Raw genomic sequence first — 11,949 nt, 5'->3', positions numbered from 1 at the left:
TGAAAAAGATGGCCTAGGCCATCTTTTTATTTTTAGTAAAAATTTAAAGTTCGGCAATCATATGGTCAATAGCGGCAATAATTTCATCATCGCTACAATCCATACACGCACCACGAGCGGGCATGGCGTTGAAGCCGTTTAAGGCGTGGTTAACCATGGTTTCTTTGCCTTGTGCAATACGACTTTCCCAATCGCTAGCATCATTGATCTTTGGTGCTCCACCAACACCAGAGCTATGACAGGCCAGGCAGAAGGTGCCATAGACAGTGGCACCATCTCTAGGGCCAGCAGAGGCCACGGTTTGTTCCGGTTCAGATCCCGCAAGGTAGACACTACCTACGGGTTGAATACGCTGAGCAATCGCATCGTCGTCCTGTTGACTGGAAGAAGCAAAGCTAGCACTGGAAAACACAAGCGCGACGGTAATTAAGGTAATAAGGTTACGAGGCATATCCATTAACTCTCTTTTAATTCCTAAGTAAGCGCTAATTCGATGGGCGTTTGCACATAGATCGCACACAGTGGAACAACTAACTGTTAAAGTGTTGTAAATGTAGCGTGATTATATATCTTATGTTTGTTGCATTAAACCCTATCTTTTCGGGGGCGAGGCTTAAATCACATCTAGAAAAAGGCAGAGAGTGATGCTTTTCGTTGAAAAAAAGCACAAACACAAAAAAAATAGCAAAAAGTACTAGACGGCTAAGTGTGATATCCGTATTATTCCACTCCGCCGATAGGGCATGCGCCCGTAGCTCAGCTGGATAGAGCGTTGGCCTCCGGAGCCAAAGGTCGAAGGTTCGAATCCTTTCGGGCGTACCATCCGGAAGCTTGTTTTGATAAACAGCATATTGGCAAAAAATAGTGGTGGCTATAGCTCAGTTGGTAGAGCCCTGGATTGTGATTCCGGTGGTCGCGAGTTCGAATCTCGTTAGCCACCCCATTATTTAGGTAACTTCGGTTCCCTGTTTTGATTTTAATCGAAACGAAACATTCGTCGGTGAATAGCGCAGCTTGGTAGCGCATCTGGTTTGGGACCAGAGGGTCGGGGGTTCGAATCCCTCTTCACCGACCACTACAAAATATCATGGCATAAATGCGGTGATGATAAAATTGATGGTGGCTATAGCTCAGTTGGTAGAGCCCTGGATTGTGATTCCGGTGGTCGCGAGTTCGAATCTCGTTAGCCACCCCATCATTTAGGTAACTTCGGTTCCCTGCTTTGATTTTAATTAAAGCGAAACTTTGTCGGTGAATAGCGCAGCTTGGTAGCGCATCTGGTTTGGGACCAGAGGGTCGGGGGTTCGAATCCCTCTTCACCGACCACTACATAAAGCCTCACTCGAAAGAGTGAGGCTTTTTTGCATTTTCACAATGTGAAATTTTGGCAACAGCATAAAAAAACGCACTCGAAAGTGCGTTGTGGTGTTTCGCTTTAGTCCATCATATGTTTTCGACGTATATCTAATAAAGCAAAGATGCCAAAGATTAATATGGACCACTTCTCCCAAGAGGTGAGCTTGACCTTATCGCCAAAAGCCCCTAAAAAAATCGCCGATTGCAGACCATGCATCATCAGTAAGAAAGCCGTCATGATATAGAGCGCAATAGCGGCCTTGCCAGGAAAGGGGTGTACAATATTGAACAGCAATACAAACCACACGAACGCAATAGCAGCCTTGGCTAAAATCAAAAGGTATTTCATTATTATTCTCTTATAAATAGTTGGAATCTAACCTGACCCGCCACTTTCTCTCTATGCAGTTGCCAGTTGTTTGGTAACGTTGGCATTTGCAATTCTTTCTCGGTCTCAATATAAATCAACGCTTGGCTATTGAGCCAACCATTACTTTCTAGCAGTTCTATACTTTCTGCGAGTAGACCTTGTCTGAAAGGAGGGTCGATAAACACAATATCGTATGGCTTAGCGGGTTGTTTCAAGAAATTTAGTGAATTTTGATTCAATACGTTGATGTTGGTCGCTTTAACTGTTGAGGCATTTTTTTGTAGCTGTTGAAAGGCCGTTGCATTGAGCTCAATTAAAGTGACTTCTGCAGCTTGTCTTGATGCAGATTCAAACCCTAATCCGCCAGAGCCGGCAAAAAGGTCAAGACAGCGCGCATTGGGGATATCACTGGCAATCCAGTTGAATAATGTTTCTTTTACTCTATCGGTGGTTGGACGTAAACCCTCAGCATCATGAACGGGCAGTTTTCGGCCTCGCCAAAGACCACTAATGATGCGGATTGAACCTGTACTCTTGCTATTTTTTGCAGAAGAGGTGGTTTGATGTTTTCTCATGCTATTTCTGGCCATGGAATAAGTGGTATCATACTCTATTGATTATTTTAAAATTGTACTCGTAAATACGAGATTAATCATAGCTAATTGAACGTACAGTGCTGTCAGGCATTGTACATACGCACGAATCATTGAGTAATTGGGAAAGTCTCCGATGACGGATAAGAAAAAACGTGGCTTATTGTCTTGGCTTGGTTTTGGCGAAGAAGAACAAGCACAAGCACAACCAGAGTCGAAAGAAACAGAAGCAAGTGATCAGCAGGAACTGAATGCTGAAGCTGTAGAACAACCAGTAGACAATGCTGAAGAACTAGCGCAAGAGCAAGAGGTACTTGAGCAAGCCGAGCAGCCTATAGCGGAAGTAGAAGCGCCAGCTGATATTGAGCAAGAGCCCGTTGCTGTAGAGGCGATTCAACCTGAAGTACAAGAGAAACCAACAGAGAGTTTCTTTGTGCGCTTAAAGCGTAGCCTTGCTCGCACTAAAGCCAATATTGGTGCTGGCTTCTTTGGTTTGTTTAAGGGTAAGCAAATTGATGACGATTTATTTGAAGAGTTAGAAGAGCAACTTCTTATTGCTGATGTGGGTATGGAAACAACGATGAAAATCATTGATAACCTAACCGAAAAAGCATCTAAGCAGCAGCTGAAGGATGGTGAGGCTTTATATGACTTACTAAAACAAGAACTGGCTGACATCTTGGCTAAGGTAGAGCAACCACTTCAAGTTGACGAACAAAAAACACCTTATGTCATTTTAATGGTCGGTGTTAATGGTGTGGGTAAAACTACAACGATTGGTAAATTGGCCAAACAATTCCAATCTCAAGGTAAAAAAGTCATGTTGGCGGCAGGAGATACTTTCCGAGCGGCGGCTGTTGAGCAATTGCAAGTATGGGGTCAGCGTAATGACGTTCCTGTTATTGCTCAGCACACTGGTGCGGATAGCGCATCGGTGATTTATGATGCTATCGAAGCGGCTAAAGCTCGTGGATACGATGTGGTGATTGCAGATACTGCAGGCCGTTTACAAAACAAGAGCAATCTTATGGAAGAGTTGCGTAAGATTGTACGTGTGATGAAGAAAATCGATGACAGCGCCCCACATGAAATCATGCTGACGTTGGATGCAGGTACAGGTCAAAATGCGATGAGCCAAGCGAAATTATTTAGCGATGTGGCTCCGGTAACAGGCATCACTTTGACGAAGCTAGATGGTACTGCCAAAGGGGGCGTCATCTTTGCTATTGCTGATAAATTTAATATCCCTATTCGTTTTATCGGTGTGGGTGAAGGCATTGATGACTTGCGCCCATTTGAAACGCAGGATTTTATCGACGCATTATTTAGCAAAGAAGATTAACCCTTAGAGCAAGGATGAGTTTGTGATTCATTTTCAACAAGTTAGTAAAGCTTATCGTGGTGGCCATCAGGCGTTGCAAAAGGTCGATTTTCATTTAAGAAAAGGCGAGCTTGCGTTCTTAGGTGGTCATTCAGGAGCCGGTAAAAGTACGCTATTAAAGCTTATCTGTGCCATGGAGCGTCCAACAGATGGCAAAATTGCATTTAATGGCCATGACATCACCCGTATTGGCGATAAAGAAATTCCTTTATTAAGGCGTAATATCGGGATTGTTTTTCAGGATCACCGCTTATTAATGGATAGAACCATCTACGATAATGTGGCTTTACCTATGCGCATAGAATCTATCGCTGAAAATGAAATTAAACGTAGGGTGAACGCCGCTTTAGATAAGACTGGTTTATTAGAAAAGGCGCGCTGCCTTCCTACTCAACTGTCAGGTGGTGAGCAACAGCGAGTCGGTATTGCTCGCGCTGTAGTGAATCGACCTACATTACTATTAGCGGATGAGCCTACAGGGAATTTAGATCCCGAACTGTCTAATCGTATTTTTAGATTGTTTGAAGAGTTCAATCGCGCTGGTGTGTCTATTCTCATTGCGACCCATGATGTGGGTATGATGGAAATCAGAAAACAGTATCGTCGTTTTGAATTGAACCAAGGTTTTTTAAGTGAGGCGGCAGGTTATGGCCAATAAGGGTTCCGTACAGAAGGTTGGGTATTTCCGTTCACACTACTTAGTAGCTAAAGGCTCATTACAAGATATAGCGGCTCGCCCCCTTGGTAATCTATTTACTTTGGCGGTGATTGCCATTGTTTTAGCATTACCCGCCAGCTTATATGTGGTGGCAAAGAATATAGTAACGGCGGCAGATCAAGTAAACCAACCTGCAGCAGTGAGTGCTTACTTAGCTGAAGGTACTCCAGAAGCGAGAATTATGCTCATCAAAGATCAGCTTGAAAGTGATGCATCTGTATCCAGTGTGGAATACATCTCGTCTCAACAAGGCTTACAAGACTTGAGTGCTCATTCAGGCTTCAATGACGCTATTAGCTTATTGGATAACTATGCTTTGCCGGCGTTATTGGTAATACACCCAGCTCAGACATCGAATGTTGCTCAACAGCAAGTGTTGGCGTTAGCGAATTCTATCGATGTATTCACTGATGTGCGTGTGGATCGAGATTGGCTCAAACGCTTTGATGCGGTACAAGAATTAAGCAGTTCTTTAGCGATAGCCTTGGCCTGTATGATGCTGGTGGCTGTGGTCTTAATCATCGGCAATACCATGCGCTTTAATGTATTGGCGCGTAAAGATGAAATCCAGGTAATGAAGTTTTTAGGTGCGACCAATAGTTTTATTCTGCGCCCGTATTTATATACAGGAATGTGGTTTGGCTTATTAGGTGCGCTACTGGCTTGGTTTATTACTTTAGCTTTGTCATTATTTTTAGGCAGTACCGTTCAATCGGTTGCTGTGCTTTATGATAGCAGCTTTATTCTGAGCCCTTTAGGCGTCGATGAATCAGTTATCCTTTTGTTTACGGGTGGCTTTTTAGGACTATTTGCCGCTCAAGCTTCCGCACGCCGTCATTTATCTGAAATTGAACCAGTGTAGAGTTTAATGGTCAGAGTATAGAGAAGAGAGTCGATGTATGTCGCAACTCGAAGGGTTAGGCTTGCCCTAGCTTGATTTCTGTGCATAATGTTCAATCCGTTATTCTTTTAGGATTCTCTAATTTAATAGCGTTAAGTAGTAAAGTTCGATGAGTGAGGAATTGAATGGCGAATAAAGCGTTTTCAATGGCGTTGGTATCTCAAGATAGCTTAGATAGCTATATTAGATCTGCAAACGGTTACCCTATGTTAACCGCAGAAAGAGAAAGAGAACTGGCCGAGCGTTTACATTACAAAGGTGAGATCGATGCAGCGAAAGAGCTGATCTTGTCCCATTTACGTTTTGTTGTTCATGTTGCTCGTGGTTACTCCGGTTACGGTCTTCCTTTAGCTGACTTGGTTCAGGAAGGTAATATCGGATTAATGAAAGCAGTGAAACGATTTAACCCTGAGGTAGGTGTTCGATTGGTTTCATTTGCTGTGCATTGGATTAAAGCCGAGATCCATGAATATGTACTACGTAACTGGCGTATTGTTAAAATAGCGACCACGAAAGCTCAGCGTAAATTATTCTTCAACCTACGGAAAAACAAAAAGCGTTTAGGTTGGTTTAATAACGGTGAAGTAGAAACCGTAGCCAGCGAACTGGGTGTTTCACCTTCCGAAGTTCGCGAGATGGAATCTCGTTTAGCCGCGCAAGATGCGACATTTGAATTTTCTGCTGACGATGATGACAGTGCCAACTTTAACCCTGTTGCTCCGGCGCTCTATCTTGAAGATCAAGATTCTGATATCGCTGACAACGTGGAAGCGGATAACTGGAAAAACCATACTAACGTACGTCTAGCAAATGCTCTGGCGACATTGGATGAGCGTAGCCAGCATATTGTACGTGCACGTTGGTTAGATGACCAAAAGGTTACCTTGCAAGATTTAGCGAACACTTACAGTGTTTCTGCCGAGCGCATTCGCCAATTAGAAAAGAATGCGATGAAGAAGCTTAAATTAGCTGTCGGCGACTTATAAGTTTATAAAGAATGACAAAGGCCAAGATCGAGAGATCTTGGCCTTTTTTATTAGGATCCATTTACTGCTGTTTAGTCGAGTGTTTTTCTGTGGATAACTCTGTGGGATAAATTTCAGTAGCATGTCTTTAACTCAATAAAAGCAAGGGTTATCATCCATATCACCGGTGGGGATAGATAATTTGAAATCAACACATTATTAAGGATCAATACTAGATATAGTGGATCATAATTGGCAAAAGCACTTTATCAACGTAATCCACAGGGTTACCCACAACTGATGGCTATTTGATCACTGTTATCCAAAGGCGGAGGATAATTTTTTTCACAGGCTTTGGATAGGATATTTTTAAGGACAAGAAAAAAATGGAAGAAGTACAACGAATCAGCGTCAAAGAAGCACATCAGATGCAAAGTGCACAACAGGCTAAATTAGTGGATATTCGAGATATACAAGCGTTCACTTTAGCGCATCCTGTTGATGCGTTTCACTTGACCAATGAAAGCATTGTTGAGTTTATGAATTTGGCAGAATTTGACGAGCCTGTTTTAGTTATGTGTTATCACGGAATAAGCAGTGTTGGTGCCGCTCAATATTTGATAAATCAAGGTTTTGAACAGGTCTATAGCGTTGATGGGGGCTTCGAAGCTTGGCAACGCCAGCAATTACCAATAGAGGTACATGAATGATTCGTCTGATACAGTTGAACAACCCACGAATAGCCCAAGCATTTATTGATTACATGGCAGCGCAAAAGGTCACCCTTTCTCAGATGCCAGAAGGAGAAGGGCAGTTTGTATTGTGGTTGCATGATGATGAACAGCTTTCTTACGTTCAACAGCAACTAGAGCTGTTTCTAAAAGATCCCAATCATAAAAAATACCAAGCGGCGTCTTGGGATATGGCGGAAACCCGCACACAAACATTTCGTTACTCCACGCCGAGTTTTCTGCAAATGATAAAAGCCAAAGCAGGACCCATGACATTGGTAGTGATGCTGATTTGTATGGTGATTTATGCTTTGCGTGTATTGGGGATGCAGGCTCAAGTCTTTTCTTTACTGCACTTTCCGGCTATGGCCGATCAGCAATGGCAAGTGTGGCGTTACTTCTCGCATGCTTTACTGCACTTTTCTGTCCTCCATATCACCTTCAACCTTCTTTGGTGGTGGCAGTTGGGGGGAGACATAGAGCAGAGATTAGGTCGAGCTCGTCTTACTAAAATATTTTTATTTTCCGCTTTATTATCAGGCTGTGCTCAATATTGGATCGAGGGCGAAAACTTTGGTGGGCTAAGTGGGGTAGTGTATGCCTTGGTGGGTTACATTTGGATAGTATCAATACGTTCCCCACAGCTAGGCTTAGATATACCTAGGCCTGTGCTCGGCTTTATGCTGGTCTGGTTAGTGCTTGGTTTTGTTCAGCCCTTTATGGCAATTGCTAACGCCGCGCACTTGGTTGGCTTAATAGCAGGCTGTTTGTTGGGTTGGTTAGATAGTATTAATCGTGCTAAACATTCGTAATGAGTGGTCACCGTTACCTTATTGTTACTGTGATTGGTACAATTAGCCCAATATTTGATGAATACGCCATTGGTTGGCAAAGAGTTACGAAGTTAGTATGACAAGCCCGATTAGGATATTTCAACAGGCTTTGCAGGACATGAATTGGCAAAGCCCAAGTGATTTTCATTTCCCCGATACAAACGCCAAACATTGGCTATTAGAGAAAGAGTCCCTTTCTCAACGCCTTTCCCTATCTTGCTCTGAATTGAGTGTTGAACTGTTCACCAGTAGCAAGGTTCAACCAGATCGACTTTCTGATACAGAGGCACAGATACTGAGCCGAGAAGCCTGCCTTCTTAGAGAGGTTATTTTACGTGGAGACCGCTTAGATTGGGTTTATGGTCGCACCTTAATTCCTGAAAGTTCGTTGCAGTCTCATGCTCATGATTTTGAGAATCAAGGAGAGTTGCCTCTGGGAATCACGGTATTTAGTTCACAAGGCGCTTATCGCGATGCATTGCAAGTTGGTGCGATAACAGTGGATGGGCAGGTATTACTCGCAAGACGCTCACGGTTGTGGATGAATGAGACACCGATGTTAGTGGCGGAGTTATTTTTACCCCAGTCGCCAGTATATTCAAAGGAGGAATATAATTAATGGTCTCTAAAATGAGAGCCTACTATCTGTTGATGAGAATGGATCGGCCGATAGGGAGTCTATTGCTATTGTGGCCTACGTTATGGGCATTAGTTATGGCTTCGGAAGGGCGACCTCAATGGCCCGTGTTAATCGTGTTTTGCTTGGGGGTGTTTTTGATGCGCTCTGCCGGTTGCGTGATTAATGATTTTGCTGACCGTGATTTTGATGGGCATGTAGAGCGCACTCAGTTTCGTCCTATCCCTAGTGGCTTAGTTTCAGCAAAGGAGGCGCTACTTTTGTTTGGGGTACTAAGCCTAATTTCATTTTCATTGGTTATGACCATGAATACGCTGACCATTCAGTTGTCTTTTGTTGGGGTGGCATTAGCCGCTCTCTATCCATTTATGAAGCGTTTTACTCACTTACCTCAGTTAGTGTTGGGGATGGCTTTCAGCTGGGCTATCCCCATGGCTTGGGCAGCAGAGTCCGGTCATATCGCGCCATTGGCATGGTTACTGTTCATTATTAATTTATTGTGGACTATTGCCTATGACACTCAATATGCGATGGTTGACCGAGATGATGATCTGAAAATTGGTATCAAATCAACGGCGATTTTATTTGGCCGTTTTGACAAGTTAATGGTGGGGCTACTACAAGCTATCACCATTATATTGCTGTTGATTACAGGGGTGATAGCAGGGCTTGGTGGAGCTTTCTACTGGGGGATATTAGTGGCTGCTAGCTTGTTTGTGTATCAGCAATGGCTGATAAAAACTCGAGATAGACCACAATGTTTTCAAGCTTTTCTCAATAATAACTATGTAGGTATAGCGATTACCTTAGGTTTATTTATTACTTATTTATAAAAAAATCCCGGATATCGAATAGATTCCGGGATTTTTTATTTCTAATGTTATTGACTGACGATGATGTGCATCATCGTTTTTATACTGCTTGAGCTATACCTTGTTTTATCGTTAGTTTTACCTCAGGGGAGAGGATCTCAAGCAAATCGTTGGCTAATATTTCAGTTCGTTCAGTATCACATTTGCCATCGGTATTGATGTAACTCTGTTCTTTTAAGGTATTAAACAATGCAGCAAAAACACCTTTATCAAAAAACTCGGGGGCATTAATACCATGCAAGCGTCCTAAACGCTGCGCAATATCTTGGCATCGCACTTCTAAATCCGTTGGTGCGAGTTCTGGCTGAGAGGCCAAAAGGTTCAGCGCAATACAGTAGCGTTGCAGTGTTTCTGAAATGGTGCGCGATAGCAATTGCAGGGTATGGATGTTGGATTGATTAAGATTAACCAAATCATTATCCATTTCGATCAGTTTTTGTTGTAAAAACTCTTCAATGATCTGCTCTACTTTTTGCTCTAATTGCGCATCATCATAAGAAAGGAACAACTCTTTCTGTAGGAAAGGGTATAAAACTGCAATAGTGCTTTTTAATCTGCTGAGCGTGCAATCAGGAACTTGGATAATAAGTTGGGCGATTAATGACGGTAACGCAAGCATGTGTATGATGTTGTTACGATAGTAGGTCATCAACACCGATTGCTGACGATCTAAAGAGACAATATCTCCCATGCTATCTGAATCCACGACAAACTTATCTAAAGAGATCGCATGCGCGACTAACTCTTCTGCCGTGCTTTCTGGCGTGGTTGAAAAATGAGTGTATGGCACGTTACGCAGTATACTTAGGTAACAATCGATTTGTTTCACCAAACTCTCTTTGGTCAGCGCTCTTTGCCTTGATGCAAGCAGTGCCGTTGCAGTTAAGGTGAGGGCGTTTGCCGCCGCCGCATCGTTAATATGCGTCATCATTTTTTGTGCAATCGCATTAACGGTAGGCGTCATCCAAGCGGGTTTGCCAGCGTCGGCTAAACCGATACTGTCACGCCATTCAGGAACACTTTCATTTAAGTATTGATTGAGGTGTATGGGCTCACCAAAATTCACATAACCTTGGCCAAAGTTGCGTAACTTTCTAATGGTACGCAGTACCTGACCGGCGTTCTCTTTCTCTTTACGCTTACCACGAAGCTCTTTAGCGTAAGTACTGACTTCCATGACATGTTCGTAACCAATATAAACGGGTACTAAAGTAACGGGACGATTTAGCCCTCTTAGCATCGCTTGTACCGTCATGGCTAACATACCGGTTTTAGCCTGAAGTAGGCGGCCTGTACGAGAGCGCCCGCCTTCACTGAAGTATTCAACGGAGTAGCCCTTGACGAATAGCTCTGCTAAGTATTCTCTAAAAATGGTGGAATAGAGCTTGTTACCTTTGAAGCTACGACGAATAAAGAAAGCACCACCTCTTCTAAAGATAGGGCCAGCAGGAAAGAAGTTAAGGTTAACTCCAGCAGCAATATGTGGCGGTACCATTCCTTCGTGATAGAGAATATAGGAGAGCAGTAGGTAATCCATATGGCTACGATGACAAGGCACATAGACAATTTCATGCCCATCTTGTGCTAGTTTACGCACCGCTGAGGCGTTATTGACATTAATGCCTTGATAGAGACGGTTCCACAACCAACTCAGCACGAAGTTACCTTGCTTAATCAACGAATAAGAAAACTTAGCAGCAATCTCATCCATGATTTTAAGCGCATGTTGCTCCGCTTTTTCGAGGCTTATGTTTTTTTCTGCCGCTTCATTGGCAATGGCTTTGTTAATCGCTTCGGATTTGATTAAGCGCTTAAATAAGACATCTCTCCTTGGTAAACTAGGACCGGAAGCGGCGAGTTTTTGTCGAGAGAAGTGTATGCGGGCAACGCGAGCAAGCTTTTGAGCTATGGCTTCATCTGAACCATGAGAGTCTGCCATATAACGCATGGAAACCAGCGGGCTAAAACGGATCATACAGTCACGTCCAGCAAATAACACCGCTAACCCTTTCTTCCATGAAGGTAGGTTTTCTAAGTAGGGCTTATCATGACCCTCTTTACCGGGTTTGCGCCCCCACATGACTGTGGTAGGAATCAGTTGTACATCGAGAGAGGATTCTTCTCTATGCAATTTTAATAGTTGCAGAAACAGGCTTTGAGATCCTAGTGAGTCGGAGGTATCTTGGTCGATATCGCATTTACCATTAGAGGTAAATACATAGCGTCGGAAGCTGTTTCCATTCAACTCTAGAGGCTGCAGTGGATCGGGTAAGCCAAGTTGAATGGCACGACGACGTACAGAAAGAAGATCGACGTTGGATTCGAATGGCAGCACATAGACGATAGGTTTTTCTATATCTATGTTGAGATCTCTTATAGGGGAAGGGGGTACTACGTTCCCCTTAACCAGCGCTTTTAATGGAAAGCGCAAGACAGATTGTGTCAGTGTATGACCAGAAGACATATTATTGATTGTCCCAATTTATATTTGGCGTCCAAGACTCTTCAAGACTAGGTTGTAAAATCAGCGTCGCAAGAATAGCAGAACTGGTCGAACCTTTTAACATAATTGTTCTAATGTTAGGTCATATA

The 11,949-nt window shown here is 43.2% G+C and carries 12 protein-coding genes and 5 tRNA genes; 13 read left to right on the top strand and 4 right to left on the bottom strand.

Features of this window, described 5'->3' with window-relative positions:
• Positions 1–43: 43 nt before the first annotated feature.
• Positions 44–457 (bottom strand): c-type cytochrome, encoded by a 414-nt coding sequence (locus OCU56_RS12505; protein WP_261873493.1) that lies wholly within the window; start codon positions 455–457, stop codon positions 44–46.
• Between the two features lie 288 nt (positions 458–745).
• Between OCU56_RS12505 and OCU56_RS12500 the strand changes: the two genes are divergently transcribed.
• The 5 genes from OCU56_RS12500 to OCU56_RS12480 all read left to right on the top strand — a co-directional run bounded on the left by OCU56_RS12500 (position 746) and on the right by OCU56_RS12480 (position 1,326).
• Positions 746–822: transfer RNA gene (locus OCU56_RS12500), tRNA-Arg, on the top strand.
• Positions 823–867: 45 nt separating this feature from the next.
• Positions 868–943 (top strand) — tRNA-His (locus tag OCU56_RS12495).
• Positions 944–998: 55 nt separating this feature from the next.
• A tRNA-Pro gene (locus OCU56_RS12490) sits at positions 999–1,075 on the top strand.
• Between the two features lie 44 nt (positions 1,076–1,119).
• A tRNA-His gene (locus OCU56_RS12485) sits at positions 1,120–1,195 on the top strand.
• A 54-nt stretch (positions 1,196–1,249) separates the two neighbouring features.
• A tRNA-Pro gene (locus OCU56_RS12480) sits at positions 1,250–1,326 on the top strand.
• A 109-nt stretch (positions 1,327–1,435) separates the two neighbouring features.
• Here the strand turns inward: OCU56_RS12480 and OCU56_RS12475 are convergent.
• Together OCU56_RS12475 and rsmD are read right to left on the bottom strand one after the other, a co-directional pair.
• Positions 1,436–1,705: a DUF1145 domain-containing protein gene (locus OCU56_RS12475; protein WP_261873492.1), complete on the bottom strand. Its 270-nt coding sequence runs from the start codon at positions 1,703–1,705 to the stop codon at positions 1,436–1,438.
• Between the two features lie 2 nt (positions 1,706–1,707).
• Entirely contained in the window at positions 1,708–2,316 is a 609-nt protein-coding gene (gene rsmD / locus OCU56_RS12470; RefSeq protein WP_261873491.1) for a 16S rRNA (guanine(966)-N(2))-methyltransferase RsmD, read from the bottom strand.
• 139 nt (positions 2,317–2,455) lie between these two features.
• Between rsmD and ftsY the strand changes: the two genes are divergently transcribed.
• The 8 genes from ftsY (at position 2,456) to ubiA (ending at position 9,318) form a co-directional block, all read left to right on the top strand.
• Positions 2,456–3,661 carry a signal recognition particle-docking protein FtsY gene (ftsY, locus tag OCU56_RS12465; RefSeq protein WP_261873490.1) on the top strand — a complete coding sequence of 402 codons (1,206 nt, stop codon included), beginning with the start codon at positions 2,456–2,458 and terminating at the stop codon, positions 3,659–3,661.
• 22 nt (positions 3,662–3,683) lie between these two features.
• Positions 3,684–4,358, top strand: coding sequence for a cell division ATP-binding protein FtsE (ftsE, locus tag OCU56_RS12460; protein WP_261873489.1), 675 nt, complete (start codon positions 3,684–3,686; stop codon positions 4,356–4,358).
• Positions 4,348–5,280, top strand: a complete 933-nt coding sequence (ftsX, locus tag OCU56_RS12455; protein ID WP_261873488.1) for a permease-like cell division protein FtsX — start codon at positions 4,348–4,350, stop codon at positions 5,278–5,280. Before ftsE ends, ftsX begins: the two co-directional genes overlap by 11 nt.
• A gap of 164 nt (positions 5,281–5,444) precedes the next feature.
• On the top strand, positions 5,445–6,305 hold the full coding sequence (rpoH, locus tag OCU56_RS12450; protein WP_261873487.1) for an RNA polymerase sigma factor RpoH: 861 nt from the start codon (positions 5,445–5,447) through the stop codon (positions 6,303–6,305).
• Between the two features lie 365 nt (positions 6,306–6,670).
• Positions 6,671–6,994: a thiosulfate sulfurtransferase GlpE gene (gene glpE / locus OCU56_RS12445; protein ID WP_261873486.1), complete on the top strand. Its 324-nt coding sequence runs from the start codon at positions 6,671–6,673 to the stop codon at positions 6,992–6,994.
• Positions 6,991–7,827: a rhomboid family intramembrane serine protease GlpG gene (glpG, locus tag OCU56_RS12440; RefSeq protein WP_261873485.1), complete on the top strand. Its 837-nt coding sequence runs from the start codon at positions 6,991–6,993 to the stop codon at positions 7,825–7,827. Before glpE ends, glpG begins: the two co-directional genes overlap by 4 nt.
• A gap of 97 nt (positions 7,828–7,924) precedes the next feature.
• Positions 7,925–8,467 carry a chorismate lyase gene (locus OCU56_RS12435; protein WP_261873484.1) on the top strand — a complete coding sequence of 181 codons (543 nt, stop codon included), beginning with the start codon at positions 7,925–7,927 and terminating at the stop codon, positions 8,465–8,467.
• Positions 8,467–9,318 carry a 4-hydroxybenzoate octaprenyltransferase gene (ubiA, locus tag OCU56_RS12430; protein ID WP_261873483.1) on the top strand — a complete coding sequence of 284 codons (852 nt, stop codon included), beginning with the start codon at positions 8,467–8,469 and terminating at the stop codon, positions 9,316–9,318. Before OCU56_RS12435 ends, ubiA begins: the two co-directional genes overlap by 1 nt.
• Positions 9,319–9,397: 79 nt before the next feature.
• On the opposite strand, the gene plsB is transcribed toward ubiA, so the two are convergent.
• Positions 9,398–11,821 (bottom strand): glycerol-3-phosphate 1-O-acyltransferase PlsB, encoded by a 2,424-nt coding sequence (gene plsB, locus OCU56_RS12425; protein ID WP_261873482.1) that lies wholly within the window; start codon positions 11,819–11,821, stop codon positions 9,398–9,400.
• Between the last annotated feature and the right edge of the window lie 128 nt (positions 11,822–11,949).

It is taken from the genome of Vibrio rarus (assembly GCF_024347075.1).
GTDB lineage: Bacteria > Pseudomonadota > Gammaproteobacteria > Enterobacterales > Vibrionaceae > Vibrio > Vibrio rarus.
This window is presented reverse-complemented; position numbering and strand designations above follow the sequence as displayed.

Coding starts and splice junctions, on each gene's coding strand:
- ftsX (WP_261873488.1), top strand. CDS start 4,348: ATGGCCAATAAGGGTTCCGTACAGAAGGTTGGGTATTTCCGTTCACAC.
- OCU56_RS12505 (WP_261873493.1), bottom strand. CDS start 457: ATGGATATGCCTCGTAACCTTATTACCTTAATTACCGTCGCGCTTGTG.
- OCU56_RS12475 (WP_261873492.1), bottom strand. CDS start 1,705: ATGAAATACCTTTTGATTTTAGCCAAGGCTGCTATTGCGTTCGTGTGG.
- glpE (WP_261873486.1), top strand. CDS start 6,671: ATGGAAGAAGTACAACGAATCAGCGTCAAAGAAGCACATCAGATGCAA.
- ftsY (WP_261873490.1), top strand. CDS start 2,456: ATGACGGATAAGAAAAAACGTGGCTTATTGTCTTGGCTTGGTTTTGGC.
- glpG (WP_261873485.1), top strand. CDS start 6,991: ATGATTCGTCTGATACAGTTGAACAACCCACGAATAGCCCAAGCATTT.
- OCU56_RS12435 (WP_261873484.1), top strand. CDS start 7,925: ATGACAAGCCCGATTAGGATATTTCAACAGGCTTTGCAGGACATGAAT.
- ubiA (WP_261873483.1), top strand. CDS start 8,467: ATGGTCTCTAAAATGAGAGCCTACTATCTGTTGATGAGAATGGATCGG.
- rpoH (WP_261873487.1), top strand. CDS start 5,445: ATGGCGAATAAAGCGTTTTCAATGGCGTTGGTATCTCAAGATAGCTTA.
- rsmD (WP_261873491.1), bottom strand. CDS start 2,316: ATGGCCAGAAATAGCATGAGAAAACATCAAACCACCTCTTCTGCAAAA.
- plsB (WP_261873482.1), bottom strand. CDS start 11,821: ATGTCTTCTGGTCATACACTGACACAATCTGTCTTGCGCTTTCCATTA.